We start from the raw sequence: 17,156 nt of genomic DNA on the forward strand, positions 1-17,156 counted from the left end.
CAACTCTGGTAAGAATACCTATCAAGAACCGCTTAGCAATCGGACTTGCCCATCGCCGTTTAGCGGGGCACGGTGCGGTTGGCGATCTGGACGAAACACAGTCCTGAGTGGTAGCGTACGCAAATCCCAGCAAAGATGGGGCATATTCCGGCGGAGCCAGGTTGGCAAACTAACCGGCGTCGCGGAGCTATGTATTTCGCAAAGCCAAGGACATATTGAGGGAAAAGACGATGGGGTCGAGAACCTACACCGGGGCTTCATTCAAAGATTTGATGAACGACAATTATTTCCCTCTGGAAAACATGCAGAGGAGCGTGGACATCCTCAAGGCGTCGCCCGACATCCACGTGCCGACCCTGGAGTACGGCCAGTACCATCTGATCCTGACGCAGGCGGACAAATGGCCGGACGGGAGCGCGGCGTACTGGCACAAGGAGAAGGGACGGGCTCGCGTCGACCTCACCACGCAGTTGAATACGGTCCCGCTGTCCAAGGACGAGCCCGGCGTGATCCCGCTGACACGATGCGCGCTGCTCGATGCCTGCGTGCGGAAGTGCTTCAATTCCGAGCCGCCGATCCCGATGAAGACGAACATCATCACCCACGCGGCGAGCGAGGCCTATGCCGACCGGCACGAAATCCGGCTGGAGTGGGAATACGACAACGGCGAGGACCAGGCGCCGACGCTGCTCCACCTGACGATGGTCTGTCCGTACCGACCCTGATTCCGAGCGGGAGCAGCGCGGAGGCTTCCGCACCAATCTAGGATGGTCCGTCGTCGCCACAGCATGCGTTGCACGACGGACCAATCATGCCCCGCCCGCTCCGCTCGAAGGCCGCGTTGCACTGTCTCGCGGCCGCGCACCGTCATGGGCCTGTCGCACGAAGATGATCCGCTACCTGCCAGCGCGTGCGCGAGTCGCCTCGATGAGGCGACCGCCGCGTTCGTTTGACAGGAGCGCCCGATGCCCGTTGGACTGCTGGAGGTCGTAGGCACCATCGATGTCGGCCAGTTCTGGCCGGAGGGCCGGTCGGACGCCGACACCACCAAGGTCGTGGTGAATGTCGCCCCCGATGCGATCCGCTTCCGCAAGAACGACTCGGTGCCGTTTCAGCCGACCCATGTCTTCGAGGGCGCCAAGGTCAAGGGCCGGACCGCGACGGCGCCGATCAAGAACGGCAAGCTCACCATTCGCCTCCAGGGCATCGACGCGCCGGAGCTGCATTATCAGCCCTCGCCGCTCTCGGCCGCCGAGAAGAAGGGCCTGAGCGACGCCAAGCGCCAAGCCTATCACGAGGTCACACACCCCTACCGGCAGTTTCTTGGCGCGACGACGAGCAAGGCGCTGCATGACTTCCTCAGCAGCGCCGGCGGGCCGACGCTCGCCTGCCGCGTGTTCACCCATGTCGATGCGCCGAACGAGGTGTTCGACACCTATGGCCGGCTGGTCGGCGACATCGAGATCACGGTCGCCGGCAAGACCATCGACATCAACCACTGGCTGGTCGAGCAGGGCTTTGCCTATCCGACGTTCTACTCTTCGATGAACGACGACGAGATCAAGGCCTTCCTCGCGCTCGCGAAGCCCGCACGCGCGCAGAAGCTGCCGGTCTGGAAGCATCTCACCAAGACGATTCCCGCCTTCGACTTCGACCTGCGCGAACCCAGGAAGAACGAGACCGACGTGCTCGCGACCGACAAGGGCCCGGTGATCCTGCCAAAGCTCTATCGCCGCTACACCAATTGGTCGGCGCGCAAGAAGGCGAAGGTGACGAGCCAGACCTTCCAGAAATTTCTGGGCGAAGGCTCCGGCGGCAAGCCCGACACCTGCTACGAGATCGACGACTTCCTGAGCAACGGCGTGCACTCGGCCACGCCGCACAATTTCGCCGACTTCGTCGAGGGCGGCAAGACGATCAAGTTTCAGCCGGAGGGGCTGGTGTTCGGCGAGGCGCCGTCGAGCCTCGTGGGGGCGGACGGCAAGCCGATCACGACGTTCTGAGGAGGCGCGCGCGGCCGACCAGGATCGACGGCCGGCAGCGGATTCGCGCAGGTGACCGGGCAAACTTTGCCGGCGACGCCGCCGCACCGGCAATTTTTTCAAGCCGCCGATGAGCACGAGCCCGGAAACATCGGGAAATCCAGCGAGAGGATTTGGCACGCACGTTGCTTGCCCTACGCGATCGTCTCGGGGGACCGAACATGCAAGTCACGCCAGGAGCTTCAATCTTCGGCTACCAGCCTGCAAAAGCGGGCTCATCGACCACTGCATCGAAGCCGTCGGTGACCGACAATGGCGGGCTCTCGCAAGCAAGCGAAGACGGCGCATCGGGCGACAGCAGCGTCGTGCAGGAGTTCCTGAAATACGCGAAGATGAATCCCCTCGACCGTATGCGGGCTGGCATTCTGAAGAGCATGAATCTCAGCGAGGCCGACCTCGCCAACATGAGCCCGGACCAGAGAGCGGCGGTGGAGCAGAAGATCCGGGACGCCATCGAAAAGCAGCTGGAGAAGAAGGGCCAGCAGCCCGGCAGTCTGGTCGACCAGTCCGCGTAACGACCGAGCAAACACCAGTGGAATGTGGCGCCTTGTCCGGTCTCCACCGTGAAATGGATCGTTGTAAAAGCGATCGTTCCTAGCCGGCTCCCGAACCGAACTTCACCGCCTCATGATTGATGACGACCTCTCGAACGACCAGGGCATGCAGCTTCCGGGTAAAATCCGGATCGAGCCCGCTCTGTGCGGCGAGGAAGCGAAGCCGCTTCAATTGCGCCGCTTCACGTCTGGGATCCCGGGACTCCAGTCCATGCCTGGCCTTGAGCTCTCCGATCGCATCAGTGCAGCGAAAGCGTTCCGCGAGCAGGTGCACCATCGCCGCATCCAGATTGTCGATGCTGCGGCGCAGCCTGGCGAGATCGCCGACAAACTCCCGGTCATCATCCGTCATCGATCGGCACCTCCGGACAGCGTCGCGGCGGACAACCCGCCCTTCTGCAGAATGAAGCCCGCGATCTCTTCGACACCCTGGCCACTCTTCAGATTGGAGAAGATGAACGGTCGCGCGCCTCGCATCCGCCGCGCGTCCGCTTCCATGATCTCCAGATTCGCGCCCACCATGGGAGCCAGATCGATCTTGTTGATCACCAGCAGATCGGATCGCATGATCCCCGGCCCTCCCTTGCGCGGGATCTTCTCTCCTGCGGCGACGTCGATCACGTAGACGGTCAGATCCGCAAGCTCCGGGCTGAAGGTGGCGGCGAGATTGTCGCCGCCCGACTCGACGAAGCAAAGCTCCGCGTCCGGAAACTTCCGGTTCATGTCGTGGATCGCCGCCAGGTTCATCGAGGCGTCCTCCCGTATGGCCGTATGCGGACAGCCGCCCGTCTCCACCCCCATGATGCGCTCTGCTGCCAACGCCTGCGCACGGGTCAGAATGAGCTGATCCTCCTTGGTGTAGATATCGTTGGTGATGACGTAGATCTCGTAGAAATCGCGCAGGTGCTTGCACAACGCCTCGACCAGCGCCGTCTTTCCGGAACCGACCGGGCCGCCGATGCCGACGCGTAGCGGCCCGTTGGTTGCCGCAATGCCAGGTGTGCGAAGAGACCTGCTCTCGCGTTCAATCGTCTTCATGACCGAAACAACCTCGTATATTGGAGCTCGTGTGCGATCGACGCGAGCTCAACCATCAGGCCCGCCGAACCGAGATCGTCGACCGTCTCACGCCTTGCGATGTCACTGCGCGACAGGATCGGCAGCTCGAGCGCCGCGATGGCAAGCTGACCATCGGTCTGACCGAGAGGCACCAATCGCACCCCCGCGCTCACCAGATTGGCGATGTAGCTGTGCAGGAACGCCGGCAGCGCGATGTCGACGGCAATCCGCTCGCGCGCCGCTCGCGCTCCGAGCAGGACGGCCAACACGGGCGGGCATTTCGGGTCGGAGAACATGTCCAGAATTCGATCCGGCCAAACGCTGCGAAGGGTCGTCAGGCACGCGGACGATTGCTGGGCGGATTCGAGCACGAATTCGGATGTGCCGCGGGACGCGGCTGCGAGTTCGGCCAGATCCGGGAGCTGGTCCTCGGCGCCCTCGGCCACGCATCGGTAGGCTTCGCTGAAGAAGATGGCTTCGTTTCGGCCGGAGCCGTAACAAAGGTCGGCCTCGAGCCAATCGATCAGGCTGCGCCGATCGGAGACATAGCCGGCCTCCACGGCCCACTCCAGTCCGTGCGAGTAGCTGTAGGCCCCGTTCGGGAACGACGGCGAGAGCCAGCTCTGCAGCCTCAGGAACGCCAGCGCCGTATGTCCATAACTCTGGTCTGTCATCGCACCACCATGCCGGCAACGCGTCAGTACATGAAATAGCGCTGCGCCATCGGGACCACATTCACCGGCGGACACGTGAGCAGCCGTCCGTCGGCCCGAACTTCGTAGGTTTCGGGATCGACCTCCATGAGGGGCAGCGCGTCGTTGAGGATCATGGAATGCTTGCCGATCGATCGCGTGTTCGAGACCGGCAGGAGTTGCTTGGCCAGGCCCAGCTGTCTCGTCGTCTCGAGCGAGGCCTGACTGACGAAGGTCACGGAATTTCGGCCGGGAGAACGGCCAAAGGCGCCGAACATCGGCCGGTAATATTCCGGCTGAGGCGTCGGTATCGATGCATTGGGGTCACCCATGATCGCGGCGACGATCATGCCCGACTTCAAGACCATGTCGGGCTTGATGCCGAAGAATGCGGGATCCCAGACGACAATGTCCGCGAGCTTTCCGACCTCGACCGAACCGACATGGCGTGACATTCCCTGCACGATGGCCGGATTGATGGTGTATTTCGCGACGTAGCGCCGAGCCCTGAAATTGTCGTTCTGCCCGGTCTCTTCCGGCAGCCGCCCGAACTGCTTTTTCATCTTGTCGGCGGTCTGCCACGTCCGCGTGATCACCTCGCCGACGCGCCCCATCGCCTGGCTATCCGACGACACGATCGAGAACGCGCCGAGATCGTGCAGGATGTCCTCGGCGGCGATCGTCTCCTTTCGTATGCGGCTCTCCGCGAAGGCGACGTCCTCCGGAATGCGACGGTCCAGATGGTGGGTCACCATCAGCATGTCGAGTGCTTCGTCGAGCGTGTTCGCGGTGTAGGGACGCGTCGGATTCGTCGAGGCCGGAATGACGTTGCTCTCGCCGCAGACCTTGATGATATCAGGCGCATGCCCGCCGCCGGCCCCTTCTGTATGAGCCGCATGGATCGTCCTGCCCTTGAATGCGGCGATCGTGCGCTCGACGAACCCGCCTTCGTTGAGGGAATCGGTGTGGATCATGACCTGCACGTCCAGGTCGTCGGCGACAGAGAGACAGCAGTCGATCGATGCGGGCGTCGCGCCCCAGTCTTCGTGCAGCTTCAGGCCGCACGCGCCGGCTTCGATCTGCTCGACCAGGCCTGCGGGCAGGCTCGCATTGCCCTTGCCGAAAATGCCGAAGTTCATCGGGAACCCATCCAGCGCCTCGAGCATCCGATGGATGTGCCACGGCCCCGGCGTACAGGTCGTCGCCGTCGTCCCTGCGGCCGGTCCGGTGCCGCCCCCCATCATGGTCGTCACGCCCGAGAAAAGCGCCTCGTCGATCTGCTGCGGGCAGATGAAATGAATGTGCGTATCCATTCCGCCGGCGGTGATGATCTTGCCCTCGCCCGCGATGATTTCCGTCCCCGGCCCAATGATGATCGAGACACCCGGCTGAATGTCGGGGTTTCCCGCCTTGCCGATGGCGGCAATGAGCCCGTCCCTGATCGCGATGTCGGCCTTGACGATTCCCCAGTGATCGAGGATCAGCGCGTTGGTAATGACCGTATCGACCGCCCCCTGCGCGCGCGTGAGCTGCGATTGTCCCATGCCGTCGCGAATGACCTTGCCGCCGCCGAACTTGACCTCCTCGCCATAGATCGTGAGGTCCCTCTCGGGCTCGATGAACAGGTCGGTATCCGCCAGGCGCACCCTGTCGCCGACCGTGGGGCCGAACATCTGCGCATAGGCCGCGCGGCTCATCGTGTGGGACATGTCTTCCTCACCTTATTCGTTGGCGCCGGGAGCATCGGTCCCCGATTCCAGAGGCCCCATCACGCCGCCGCTGAAGCCATAGATGCGCCGCGCTCCGGCAAACGGAATCAATGAGACCTCGCGCGACTGACCCGGCTCGAACCGCACGGCCGTCCCGGCCGGGATATCGAGGCGGCAGCCACGGGCAAGGGATCGATCGAACGCGAGTGCGGCGTTCACTTCGGCGAAATGATAATGGCTGCCCACCTGGACCGGCCGGTCGCCGGTGTTGGCGACGGCAATCGATAGTCCGGTCCTGTCCCCGTTCAGGACGATGTCGCCGTCAGCCGGAATGACCTCCCCGGGAATCATGCCACGCCTCCAAGCAGCAGCAGCCCGACAAGCCCGGCGCATACGCCCGCCGCGCGAAGCAGACTTTTTCTGGCGGCGTGTCCTCCAGAGAACCCGATGACCATGCCGGTCAACAGAAGAGCGGCGGTCGCCGTCGTGAAGCCAATCACGTAGGGAACAAGCATCGACGCGGCTTCAGTTCCGTGGGCGTGACCATGGAAGAACGCGAACAGGCCGACGGCCGCCGCGCCCAGCATGACGGGCATCCTGAATTCGAACGCAACGAACGCTCCCAGCGCCACCACCGAGAGGCTGATCGCCGCCTCCACGAAGCCCAGCTGAAGTCCGGCACTTGCCGCGGCGAAGCCGCCCAGCATCGCGATCAGAAAAGTCAGCGGCCACACGGCTCTCGCGGATCCGCCCACGAGCGCGCTCCATGTTCCCACCAACGTGATCGCAATCAGATGATCGGCGCCGCTGAACGGATGGACGAGACCGGCGTCGAACGAACTGCCCGCGCTAAGGATGGGATGAGCGAAGGCCGGCGAGGCAAGCAGGCTCAACGCGGCGACGCAGATCGGGACGATACGCATCATCAGCTCCTATCGGATCGGGTTGTGCACCGGGACAAGCTTGGTCCCGTCCGGAAACGTTGCCTCCACCTGGATCTCGCGAATCATTTCCGGGATGCCCTCCATGACCTGGTCGCGGCGCAGCAGCCGGCCGCCTTCGGACATCAGATCCGCGACCGAGCGTCCGTCGCGAGCGCCTTCCATGATGGCATCCGAAATCAATGCGATGCTTTCGAGATAATTCAGCTTGACGCCTCGCGCGAGCCGGCCGCGCGCAACGATCGCGGCGAGGGCGATCATCAGCTTGTCCCGTTCCCGTGGCGTCAGATTCAAGATGCGCCTCCCACTTGGCCGCGCTGCTAACAGGACCACATCTTCGGCACTCCGAAGGGACCGGATCCGAGCTCATCATCGAGTTGATCGAGGAAGCGGCGCAGACCTCGCCTGAGATCCACGCTTGCGATCGCGGCGACCCGGACCACGATGATCGCGCCCACGATCGTGACGCCGCACGCGCATTCCAGGGACGCACCGATCTCGCGCAATCTCTCGAGTCGGGCCTCGAGACCCGGACCGAAATAGATCATGGTCGCGATCGCCTTCCAGTTCGAGAGCAGCGCCGTCTTCCGAAGCTGCAGGAGCGCTTGGTCTGACGCGAGGAAGCCATCCGCCCACACCAGTCGGCCGTCGACCCTGACGCGCCAACTGTCCAGGATATGTCCGGCAAGAACCTCCTCGCCGCTCTCGATGCGGCCGAGAACCAGCCACTCGAGAGCGATCAATTCGGTGCCCGAGCTCACATCGATCTCGGTCTGCCGCGCGATGCGCGCCTGGTTGAAGACGATCGTCTCTTGCGGAAGCCACGCAAGCCGGGCATTTCCCTCAGCCCTTAACCGCGTCCGGATTCGCGCAGGCCGATCCAGCGCCCGATAGACCTTCTCCGCGGCCTGCGTGGTCACCGCGACCGACGCATTGCCTTGAGCGACCACCTCGATCCTGATCTCGTCGCCGCCCGCGACACCACCCGAAGTATTGATGAGGACCGCCTCCTTGCGCCGACGATCGTCGACATTCGGGAAGGCAATGGCCATCGGAAACTTCTGATAGACGTCGATGATCTCCGTGCCGTTTGCGGCGCCGCAGAACACCACGCGAGCTTCCCCGACAGCGCGCTGCAGATCGAATTTTTCCGTGGCGCCCTGCGCTTCGTCCGGATGGCCGGGATGAGCCGCGGACGTCCCGCGAGAGCGCTCGTGAATTGCTTCAAACATCCGTCTCGGGGCTCATGATTGACTGTGTGTGTCTCGCACGCCGGCGAGGGAGGGGCCGGGCGCGGAACGGCAATGCCGGCCACGCCCGGACTCGTCGCGAAACCGGGATCAGAAGCCCGCAAGACCCTGGGAGCCGTTGTACGGGATCTTGACGCTGCCGATCTCCTTCAGCGAACCGTCCGGCTGGGTGCTGTAGCTGACCAGCTTCGAGGCGTTGCCATAGATCTGATAGAGATAGGCGCCGTCCGGCGAGATCCAGCTATCGCTGGGACCGCTCGTCACGGTTCCGTTCAATCCCCTCGCGGTGCCGTCGCCGGGGACCTTCGGACAGGCCGGATCGCACGCAATCTCCAGGCCGCTACCGTTGATCCGGTAGCTGCTGATGTTGCTGTAGCCGAAGTTCGTCGCGTAGATCGTGCGATCATCGGGAGCGACGGCGAGCCAGCATAGCTCGGACGGAAGGCCCGCGCTGGTGTCGATCTTGACGAGCGAGCCGATCTTGATCGAGCCGTTCTTCTCGATGGTGCAGATGGAGCATCCGTCGCCGACGGCATAGCCGATCACGAACGTATTCGGACGCTGATTCAGGAACGCGATGTAGAACGGAGAACCGCCCTTCGCGTCGTAGAACCTGGCCGTGCCGAGCGAGCCGTCCTTTTGCAAGGCGAATACGGCGAGGCCGTCCGGATCCGGTGCATTCGACGCGATCGAGTGCAACGCGCCGCCGGCGCGCTGGACCCAGAGAATCGGCGAGCCGTCGGGATACAGGCCGGTGAGCGCGATCGGCTCATCGAAAGTGGTGCCGACAATCACAAGCTCCTCGTTGGGCGAGACCACGACCATGGTGGAGACACGGTTCCGCTTGCTGTACGTGTTCACCGTGTACCCCTCGGGCCGCGTCTTGAGCATGCCTTCGGCATCGACCGACATCAGCCGAAGATGATCCGGTCCGAACGCATGCAGCACGAAGAGCGTGCGCGTCGACGGAGCGAAAGCCAGCGATTTGGCCGTGCCGCTCCTGCCCTCGACCGGGTTGCCGGTCGACTTCACGTCGAGCAGCGTGAGACGACCGTCGCTCTCCAGGCGGAAGCTCGAAACGGAGTTGTCTCCACCATTGGTCGCAAACAAGAAGCGCCGATCGGACGTAATGATGACGCTTCCCGCACCCTCGTAGGAGTTGGGCGCGCTGTCCTGGCCGCTGATCGGCTTGAATTCACCGGAGCCGGCGCCGCCCGTCTTGATACGCGCGACCTCGGCCAGCTTGCCGTCCGCCTGCCGCGTGTAATGAATAATGGCGTTGTCGATCTCGTTGGTCTGGATATAGAGATGGCCAGTCTGCCCCTTCGACATGCCCATCTCGCTCGTCGTCGCCTCTTTAGCCATCTCTCGCTCCTTTGATGATTGGCTTTGGTAAATCGAATGACTTTCGGTGACCTGCACCATCGCTATGGCTTCAACGGAGGGTATCCATCGATGTAAACCCAGTCGGACGCCCGCACGGGCACATGGCACGCCTGGCATCGGGCCCTGTAATTCGTCGTCGTCGTTTTTGAGCGATCGCCCGCGTCGAACCAGGACCATCCCCAGCCGTCGCCCCACAGCGCGCTCTCCGGGTGACGGTTCGCGGAGTCCTTCACCATGACGAACCACCCCTTCAAAGCATCGGCGCGGCTGACAGTCCCGGTCGTCATTTCTGAGGTTGCCGCCTTGAACACTTCCTTGACCAGCACCGCACCATCCGGGAAGCGCTTGTCCTTCCGATAGGCGTCGATCACTCCAGGCGAGGCGTACACGACGTGAAGCTCCTTCGAGCCGTGTCCGTCGTCTGCCGCAATCGCCCAGCTTCCGAGGATTTGATAGGTCGTCCGATAGTCATCGGGCACGTGCAGATGCCCGTCGCGGTCGGAGACACTCGCATCGATCGAAACACCATCCGCCGCGTTCGCCCGCAGCTGTGACTGCCTGACCGCGGCCGCGATCCCAACGATCACGACGGCGGCGACACAGGCGGCTTTGAGGATTTTCATGCCGATCTTCCGCTCATTGCGCGGTCACCGCGCGTCCTTGTTGTCCAGCAGCGGATAGAACTGGGTCCAGACCTCGTCCTTCTTGGCGTTGGCGATATGGCAGTAGGCGCACTCGTCCTTCGACTTCACTTTGGCCATCGACGCCTTCGGTTCGTGGTGATTGAAGTTGAAATAGCCCCACCCGTTGGTGTCGGCGAAGCGCTTCGAGTCCTTGACGGTCACGTCGGCGCCGTTCCACTTGCCCGGGAAGTAGCCACGTCCCGACGCTTCCGTTCGCGAGCCGTCGGCGTTCTCCTGCGGCAACGTCAGCTGCAGCTCCTTGAACAGGATCGTCCCTTCGGGGAATTCGCCGGTCTTCTTGTAGATCGCGTATGAGCCCGGCTCGATATAGACGTTGTGGAATTCCGGGAAGTTCGCCTGCCCGCCGTTGAGGGCATTCGGCGTCAGCGGCGACCCGACATAGACCCACTCATGGAAATTCTTCGGCAGGAGCAACTGCCCGTCTGCGGTGTATTCCGGCAGATAGCGCGTATTGCTCTGGGCGTTGCTATCCCTAAGCGATCCGAAGAACAGGATCGTTGCGACCGCACTGCCTACGATGACTGCCGCTGCTGCCTGGACTCTCACGCGCATTGTCTTCTCCCGCGACTAGGGCCGAACGCGCGAGGCGCCGGCACGATTGACCTGTCGAGAGATGACTTAGCCAGTCGCGGAAGATCTTGCGCGCTGGGGATTGCTTCCGCTTTGGCCATCTTGATGCATTCCGTGCCGATCTTGCGATCGGTGAAGGGATTCATGCTCGAAGCAAGACACGCAGCCCTATCGGCACCGCGATCGCGGCGCGGACGGCCATGGAAACGACCGAGAGGGTGCAAGGTCAGCGGGGGAGGTCTGAAAGCGGGGTTGCTCTCAGCGGGCGCTCGCGGCAGATCCGGTAATTGTCCTGCCAGGGACGAAGCCGCTCGAAAGCCGCGCTCGCGGCCAGCACGTCGAAGTCGGCGTTTCGCCGACCTATGATTTGCATCCCGACCGGGAGACCGTCGGACAAACCCGCGGGGATCGAGGCTGCCGGATGGCCGGTGAAGTTGACGAAGTAGGTCAGGGCCCATCCGATCAGAGGATCTATCTCGACGCCGTTGATCGACTTCGGTCCAGCCGTGTTGCCGTCGCTGGCGTTGTCGACCGGCGGGCACGCGACGGTCGGCGTGACCAACAGATCGAATCTTTCAAGGACGTTCTGGAAGGCATCGTAGACCTCCGACCGGACGGCCTGGTCGCGGAAGAAATCGAGCCCCGACATGCGATTGGTCTTCTCGACCCAATCCATGTATTCAGGCGGAAAGTCGTCGCGATGCTTGCCGAACAGATCGATGCCGTCGCGCTTCATGTTCTCGATCGCCTGCAGGTTCAGAAGCATGTAGAGCCGCGACCAGACGTCGCTCAGCTCCCGTTGCGAGCGAACGATGCCGAGCTTCACCTCCTCCACGTGAGCGCCGGCTTCCTCGAACGCCAGTACCGCGCGGCGGACCGTCGCCGCGACTTTTCCGTCGACCGGAAAGACGTCCAGATTCGGACTATAGGCAATCTTGAGGCCACGGATCGAACGACGGGTCGCCGCGGTGAAGTCGACGGGCGGCTCTATCAGGCTGAAGGGATCTCGCGGATCAGGGCCGGCGAGTACGTTCAGCGCGATGGCGGCATCTTCGACCGTCCGCGTGATGGGCCCTTCGAACAGGAACGGAGAGTCGGCCACGCCGAACGCGTTGGGACGCACGAGGAACGGCACGCGTCCGAACGACGCCTTGTAGCCATACACTCCACACCAGGCGGAGGGGATTCGTATCGAGCCGCCGGCATCCGTACCTTCTGCAATGGGTAGCAGTCCATCGGCGACGGCAGCGGCGCTTCCTCCGGATGAGCCGCCCGTGTTCTTGGCAAGATTGAACGGGTTGCGCGTGGGACCAAACAGGTAGTTGTCGCAGGTGCCTCGGAATCCCATGAGGGGGCTGTTGGTCTTGCCGAGGAACACGGCGCCGCCACGCTTCTCCATGCGTTCGCAGAACACGCAGTAACCGTTCACGACGTGATGCTTGAGCGCGCGGATGCCGCCCAGGCTCGCGGGCCAGCCCGGCTTGAAGTCGAACAGATCCTTGAGCGCCGACGGGATGCCGTGCAGTGGCCCCCACTGCTCGCCGGCGACCAATGCGCGCTCGGCCTCTTTCGCTCTCGTGCGGGCGCCGTCGAAATCGAGATAGACCAGCGCATTCAGGCTCGGGTTGCGGGCTTCGATGCGCCGGATGAACGCATCGACCACGTCAACCGGCGACAGATCACGTCGCCGGATGCGAGCTGCCAGCTCGTGCGCGGTGAGGTAAGCGAGTTCGTCGGAATGCAAGGGCAGGCTCACGCTCGACATCGTTTCCTCCTTCTGAACCACTTCAGAACGAAGCCGCATTTGACATTGAAACAGTTCTTGCCTGCGCAGCCGCGATTGCCTCGTCTTTCGCAATCTTGATGCATTCACCGCGACGGCCATCGACAAGGCATCGATCAGGGTTCATGTGCGCTGACGTGGGCTGCAGGTTAAGCCGACGCGCGTCGGGACATCCTGCGCGTCACCGCACAAGGGCACGCTTCCATGGACCGACCTCCCGTTTCTCGCGGCTTCAAATCCAAGCGACAGGCACCCGAAGCCGTACGGCTGCCGCCGGGCCAGTATCTGACGACCGACTTCCCGGTGCTGTCCGCCGGCCCCACGCCGGATATCCGTGTCGCCGACTGGAAGATTGCGCTTCAACTCGGCGGGTCGTTGCTGGGGAAATGGACCTGGGACGAATTCGAGGCACTGCCCCAGACCACGATCACGGTCGACATTCACTGCGTCACGAAATGGACGAAGCTCAGCACGGTCTGGCAGGGCGTCAGCTTCGACGATCTTCTCAAGGTGGTCGGGCTGAGCGAGCCGCCGGACGCCTATGTCATGGCGCATTGCGACGGCGGATACACGACGAACCTTCCGGTGGCCGACCTGGTCGCGGGAAAGGCGATGATCGCGACCCGCTATGAGGGTCTGCCGCTCGCCCCGGCGCACGGCGGCCCCGCGCGACTCCTGGTGCCGCATCTTTACTTCTGGAAGAGCGCAAAATGGCTGCGAAGGCTCCGCTTCATGCCCAAGGACGAGCCTGGGTTCTGGGAATCGCGTGGTTATCACAACTATGGCGATCCCTGGCGGGAGCAACGTTATGACGGAGACTGATGCGCCTCTGCAGCAGCCCAGGATCGCGTGGCAGACCGGTCGCGTGCAGGCCATCGTGGCCGAGACAAGCCGGGTGAAGAGCATCATCCTGCAGCCGGCCAACTGGTCCGGGCACTGGCCCGGCCAGCACGTCGACATCCGTCTCACCGCCGATGACGGCTATCAGGCCGAACGAAGCTACTCGATCGCGTCGCCTCCGGAAGAGAAACTGCTCACGCTCACCGTGGAACGGGTCGAGGACGGTGAGGTGTCCTCCTATCTCCTCGACGAATTGCGGGTTGGTGACGCTCTTGAATTTCGTGGACCCATTGGGCGGCATTTCATCTGGAGCCAAACGCGCGGTGGACCGATTTGCCTGGTCGCGGGTGGCACCGGGATTACGCCGCTGATGGCTATGCTACGCCACCGCAGGAGGTCGCCCGCACCCATACCGGCATCATTGATCTATTCGGCACGCAGCCTTGCCGAAATCGTGTACCGGGATGAACTCGATACGATGGCTCGCGGCGATCGCGACCTGCGCTTGGTCTATGCGCTCACCCGCGAGCATCCGAGCGACTGGAACGGACATCGGGGGCGGGTCAACGAGGCTCTGCTCGCAGAGAGCAGCTTTAGGCGCGAGCAAAATCCCATTTTCTTCATTTGCGGTCCCACGGGGTTTGTCGAAGGCGTCTCGAGCATGCTCGTGAAGCTCGGCTTCGACCCTCTCGCCATAAGAACCGAGCGTTTCGGACCAACAGGAGCATGATCGCCATGGCAGACAACATCGCCGACCTCATCCTTGGCGGTGATCCCGGCACACATTTGCTTCAAGAAGCCTTTGCCTTTGACATCACCCTGACGAAGATTCGGTGTGCGGCATGCAACACGGTGTCCTGCCTTGGCTCTCTGGCCGTCGACGGCGGGCCGCTGGAGGCGCTCGTCAAGTGCGCCGATTGCGGAAGCGATCTGATGAAGGCGACGCGCACTCAGAGGGGATGTGTCCTTGAAATGCACGGTGCCCGGCACCTGTACTTCTGAAGGCCACGCCCGATCGCCCGCCAAACTCCGAAATCAAAGACCCCCATGCACGGTGAAGACATCCACCTCGCTGAAATCGAGCGCCAGATTGCCGCCACGGCGACGAAGCTTCGCGAGTTGATCGAACAGGCCGCCTCATATTCTATCGCGATGAGCGAAGAGCTCGTCGGCCAGCGAATTGACGATCAGGCCGCGCGGCTCGAGATTCTGATCAGGCGCCGCGACGAGCTCCTCAGAGCTAGAGCTCGGGAAGACTAAAAAGGCCGGCCGGCGCGAGCGCGGCGAACAGGTCCCGGAAGCGTCAGCCGTGAAATTTCAACCCGTCGACGATCTTGTCGATCACCTTGCGCTCAGCGCGCATCGAAATCCCAACCAGATTCAGGTCCGTGCGGGAAACTGCCTTCACGACTTCGCGGTTGGCGGCGTCGTGAGCAGTCCTGAACATGTCCTCGGTATAGAGCCCCGGCGTCACTCCGCGCGTCAGTGCGCGATCGAGCGCGCGTGATAGTGCCGCGCCGTCGGCGCCATAGATCAGGATGGGCTGGCCGATCAGCGGCAGATATTTCGTCCCGGAGCCGTCTTCGTAGGGATCGCCGATGCAAGCCGGAAAGGCCGCCGCGATCCCGCTGGCGAGGAAGGAGGCCACGTTCAGCTTCTGCCACGGCTCAAGGTCGGTGCGGACCACGACCGCGATCTTGGTGTCAAATTGCATGACGGCTTTGTCGCTATTCCTCAACGCTGGCGAAGAGCGAAAGGGCCCTTCCCAAGCTTGCGCGCATCGAACGCTGTTGCAGGCGGCCCATTTCCGCGGACGCCCTTCGGGTGCAGACCGATTATATCGACTTCACCTCGCCGCCGTCCATCCGCAACGCCGAGCCGGTCATCCAGCGCGCGCCGGGCGATACCAGGAACGCCATCAACTCGGCAATCTCTTCCGGCTCGCCGTAACGCGCGATCCCGGCGTCCTTGGGAAACTTCGCCGTGGCTTCCTCGACGGTCATGTTGTGCAGGGGCGCCCAGTGCTCGAGGTAGGAGCGGCGGCGGCCCGTCATCACCGGCCCCGGCAGGACGCTGTTGACCTGGACGCCATCGCTGATTCCCTTGTCGGAGAACGCCTTTGCCAAGGCAACGATTGCAGCGTTGATGGTGCCGACCGCGGCATAGGGCGCCTTGGGGAAGGAGGCCGAGTTTCCCGACATCAACACCACCGCCCCCTTCGCAGCCATGAGCGACGGCCAGGCGGCGATCGTGAGCCGCCGGGCGCCGTGCAGCTTCAACGCCAGTCCGGCCTCCCACTGCGCCTCCGTCGTCTCGAACAGATCGACCTGAGGTACCGCGCCTGCGATATTGAGCAGGGCATCGATCCGGCCGAACGCCGCCAAGGTCTGGTCGACGACAGATTGAGCAGCGCGAGGTTCGGCCAGATCGGCATCGATCACCAGCACCCCGGCGCCGGCGGCCCTGACCGCCTTTGCGGTGTCCTCGAGATTGGCGCGGTTTCGCGCGACCAGGGCAACCGCCGAGAAATCGCGCGCCAGGCGCACCGCGGTCGCCCGGCCGATCCCCTGGCTCGCCCCCGTCACGATCGCGACTGATTTAGACATATGACCCCTCCCGAATGCCAAGCTTGTAAATATCAGTCGCGAACGACGACCATCTTTCCGACTGCCTCGTTCGCCTCCATGACGCGATGCGCCTCGCGAATCTCGTCGAAGCGAAAGACTCGCGCCGGCTTGACGTCCAGCCGGCCGGCCGCTGCGTCGGCGGCGATTTCCCGCAACGGCACGTCGGAGAGCGGAAACCCGGGCGTGCCGAACACGAAGCTGCCGAAGAAGGTCAGATAGACGCCACTCGGCATCTGCAGCAGCGGATTGAAATCCGGAATCGGATCAAGCCCGCCGAGCCAGCCGGCGAGACAGGAGCGGCCGCCGCGGCGAAGTATGGCGAGGGAGTCGAGCGCGACACTGTTGCCGACAAGGTCCAGGACTGCGTCGACCTGCTTCGCCTCGGGCAGATGCTTTGACAGATCGCGCCGTTCGATTTCGCACCGCGCGGCTCCGAGCTTCTCCAGCATGGCAAAGCGCTCCCGGCTGCGCGTCGTCGCGATAACGCGCGCGCCGGCATTGACCGCGAGCTTGAGTGCGGCCTGACCGAACGAGGAGGTCGCTCCGCGAATCACGAGAACCTGACCTTTCGCGAGATCGAGATTTCGGAACAGACCGGTCCATGCCGTCGCGAAGGTTTCGGGGATCGCTGCGAGCTCGGCCCAGGGCAAGTCCGCATCGATCGATGCGACGTTCGAGACGGGCGCACGCGTATATTCGGCATAGCTGCCGTTGATGGTCCGGCCGAGACCGCCCATCAGTGCGGCCACCTTGGCGCCCACCGGAAATTCTCCGCCCGGACACGACTTCACGAGACCGACGCATTCGATGCCGCTGATCGGCGCCGCTTCGGCCCATTCACCCCGGCGCATGTGCATTTCCGCATGATTGATGCCGAATCCCTTGACCTCGATGACGACATGACCGAGCTGCGGCTCCGGTTCCGGAACGTCCCGATAGACGAGGCTGTCCAAGCCACCGAATTTATCAAGAACGATAGCGCGCATGATGGTTCTCCTG

The 17,156-nt window shown here is 63.2% G+C and carries 22 protein-coding genes; 7 read left to right on the top strand and 15 right to left on the bottom strand.

The window, feature by feature from the left end:
* The first annotated feature begins 230 nt into the window (after window positions 1-230).
* From AC5ZFO_RS03070 to AC5ZFO_RS03080, 3 genes are all read left to right on the top strand, one after another.
* Window positions 231-725, top strand: a complete 495-nt coding sequence (locus AC5ZFO_RS03070) for a hypothetical protein (RefSeq protein ID WP_282519925.1) — start codon at window positions 231-233, stop codon at window positions 723-725.
* Between the two features lie 240 nt (window positions 726-965).
* Complete coding sequence (locus tag AC5ZFO_RS03075) at window positions 966-2,003, top strand: thermonuclease family protein (RefSeq protein ID WP_496121312.1); 1,038 nt, start codon at window positions 966-968, stop codon at window positions 2,001-2,003.
* Between the two features lie 200 nt (window positions 2,004-2,203).
* A complete protein-coding gene (locus AC5ZFO_RS03080) occupies window positions 2,204-2,557 on the top strand; it encodes a hypothetical protein (RefSeq protein ID WP_282519923.1) in 354 nt (117 codons plus the stop codon).
* 79 nt (window positions 2,558-2,636) lie between these two features.
* On the opposite strand, the gene AC5ZFO_RS03085 is transcribed toward AC5ZFO_RS03080, so the two are convergent.
* From AC5ZFO_RS03085 to AC5ZFO_RS03140, 12 genes are all read right to left on the bottom strand, one after another.
* Window positions 2,637-2,948 (bottom strand): chorismate mutase, encoded by a 312-nt coding sequence (locus tag AC5ZFO_RS03085; RefSeq protein ID WP_282519922.1) that lies wholly within the window; start codon window positions 2,946-2,948, stop codon window positions 2,637-2,639.
* Entirely contained in the window at window positions 2,945-3,634 is a 690-nt protein-coding gene (gene ureG / locus AC5ZFO_RS03090; protein WP_282519921.1) for an urease accessory protein UreG, read from the bottom strand. The genes AC5ZFO_RS03085 and ureG overlap by 4 nt, the downstream gene beginning before the upstream one ends.
* Window positions 3,631-4,215 (bottom strand): urease accessory protein UreF, encoded by a 585-nt coding sequence (locus tag AC5ZFO_RS03095; RefSeq protein WP_282519920.1) that lies wholly within the window; start codon window positions 4,213-4,215, stop codon window positions 3,631-3,633. The genes ureG and AC5ZFO_RS03095 overlap by 4 nt, the downstream gene beginning before the upstream one ends.
* Before the next feature lie 137 nt (window positions 4,216-4,352).
* Window positions 4,353-6,056, bottom strand: coding sequence for an urease subunit alpha (gene ureC, locus AC5ZFO_RS03100; protein ID WP_282519919.1), 1,704 nt, complete (start codon window positions 6,054-6,056; stop codon window positions 4,353-4,355).
* 12 nt (window positions 6,057-6,068) lie between these two features.
* Window positions 6,069-6,407, bottom strand: a complete 339-nt coding sequence (locus tag AC5ZFO_RS03105; protein ID WP_282519918.1) for an urease subunit beta — start codon at window positions 6,405-6,407, stop codon at window positions 6,069-6,071.
* Window positions 6,404-6,979, bottom strand: a complete 576-nt coding sequence (locus tag AC5ZFO_RS03110; RefSeq protein WP_282519917.1) for a HupE/UreJ family protein — start codon at window positions 6,977-6,979, stop codon at window positions 6,404-6,406. Before AC5ZFO_RS03110 ends, AC5ZFO_RS03105 begins: the two co-directional genes overlap by 4 nt.
* Window positions 6,980-6,988: 9 nt before the next feature.
* Window positions 6,989-7,291 (bottom strand): urease subunit gamma, encoded by a 303-nt coding sequence (locus AC5ZFO_RS03115; RefSeq protein WP_496121317.1) that lies wholly within the window; start codon window positions 7,289-7,291, stop codon window positions 6,989-6,991.
* A gap of 26 nt (window positions 7,292-7,317) precedes the next feature.
* A complete protein-coding gene (locus AC5ZFO_RS03120; protein ID WP_282519916.1) occupies window positions 7,318-8,229 on the bottom strand; it encodes an urease accessory protein UreD in 912 nt (303 codons plus the stop codon).
* A 108-nt stretch (window positions 8,230-8,337) separates the two neighbouring features.
* Window positions 8,338-9,612, bottom strand: a complete 1,275-nt coding sequence (locus tag AC5ZFO_RS03125; protein ID WP_282519915.1) for a beta-propeller fold lactonase family protein — start codon at window positions 9,610-9,612, stop codon at window positions 8,338-8,340.
* A gap of 62 nt (window positions 9,613-9,674) precedes the next feature.
* Window positions 9,675-10,256 carry a cytochrome P460 family protein gene (locus AC5ZFO_RS03130; protein ID WP_496121320.1) on the bottom strand — a complete coding sequence of 194 codons (582 nt, stop codon included), beginning with the start codon at window positions 10,254-10,256 and terminating at the stop codon, window positions 9,675-9,677.
* Window positions 10,257-10,280: 24 nt separating this feature from the next.
* The gene (locus tag AC5ZFO_RS03135) at window positions 10,281-10,889 is read right to left on the bottom strand and encodes a cytochrome P460 family protein (RefSeq protein ID WP_282519913.1); all 609 of its coding nucleotides are present in this window, start codon (window positions 10,887-10,889) and stop codon (window positions 10,281-10,283) included.
* Between the two features lie 244 nt (window positions 10,890-11,133).
* Complete coding sequence (locus tag AC5ZFO_RS03140) at window positions 11,134-12,672, bottom strand: amidase (RefSeq protein WP_282519912.1); 1,539 nt, start codon at window positions 12,670-12,672, stop codon at window positions 11,134-11,136.
* Between the two features lie 222 nt (window positions 12,673-12,894).
* Between AC5ZFO_RS03140 and AC5ZFO_RS03145 the strand changes: the two genes are divergently transcribed.
* Genes AC5ZFO_RS03145 through AC5ZFO_RS03160 form a run of 4 tightly spaced genes read left to right on the top strand, consistent with a single transcriptional unit; the run spans window position 12,895 to window position 14,790 of the window.
* The gene (locus AC5ZFO_RS03145; protein WP_212100660.1) at window positions 12,895-13,512 is read left to right on the top strand and encodes a sulfite oxidase-like oxidoreductase; all 618 of its coding nucleotides are present in this window, start codon (window positions 12,895-12,897) and stop codon (window positions 13,510-13,512) included.
* Complete coding sequence (locus tag AC5ZFO_RS03150; RefSeq protein ID WP_282519911.1) at window positions 13,499-14,260, top strand: ferredoxin reductase; 762 nt, start codon at window positions 13,499-13,501, stop codon at window positions 14,258-14,260. The genes AC5ZFO_RS03145 and AC5ZFO_RS03150 overlap by 14 nt, the downstream gene beginning before the upstream one ends.
* Before the next feature lie 5 nt (window positions 14,261-14,265).
* Window positions 14,266-14,532 carry a DUF6510 family protein gene (locus AC5ZFO_RS03155; protein WP_224517587.1) on the top strand — a complete coding sequence of 89 codons (267 nt, stop codon included), beginning with the start codon at window positions 14,266-14,268 and terminating at the stop codon, window positions 14,530-14,532.
* Between the two features lie 45 nt (window positions 14,533-14,577).
* Window positions 14,578-14,790: a hypothetical protein gene (locus tag AC5ZFO_RS03160; protein ID WP_282519910.1), complete on the top strand. Its 213-nt coding sequence runs from the start codon at window positions 14,578-14,580 to the stop codon at window positions 14,788-14,790.
* 43 nt (window positions 14,791-14,833) lie between these two features.
* Here the strand turns inward: AC5ZFO_RS03160 and AC5ZFO_RS03165 are convergent, their stop codons facing one another.
* The 3 genes from AC5ZFO_RS03165 to AC5ZFO_RS03175 all read right to left on the bottom strand — a co-directional run bounded on the left by AC5ZFO_RS03165 (window position 14,834) and on the right by AC5ZFO_RS03175 (window position 17,143).
* Window positions 14,834-15,244, bottom strand: a complete 411-nt coding sequence (locus AC5ZFO_RS03165) for a DUF2000 family protein (RefSeq protein ID WP_282519909.1) — start codon at window positions 15,242-15,244, stop codon at window positions 14,834-14,836.
* A gap of 121 nt (window positions 15,245-15,365) precedes the next feature.
* Window positions 15,366-16,136 carry an SDR family oxidoreductase gene (locus AC5ZFO_RS03170; protein WP_282519908.1) on the bottom strand — a complete coding sequence of 257 codons (771 nt, stop codon included), beginning with the start codon at window positions 16,134-16,136 and terminating at the stop codon, window positions 15,366-15,368.
* A 32-nt stretch (window positions 16,137-16,168) separates the two neighbouring features.
* On the bottom strand, window positions 16,169-17,143 hold the full coding sequence (locus tag AC5ZFO_RS03175) for a zinc-binding alcohol dehydrogenase family protein (protein WP_282519907.1): 975 nt from the start codon (window positions 17,141-17,143) through the stop codon (window positions 16,169-16,171).
* Between the last annotated feature and the right edge of the window lie 13 nt (window positions 17,144-17,156).

Source organism: Bradyrhizobium sp. Unk1, from assembly GCF_059512345.1.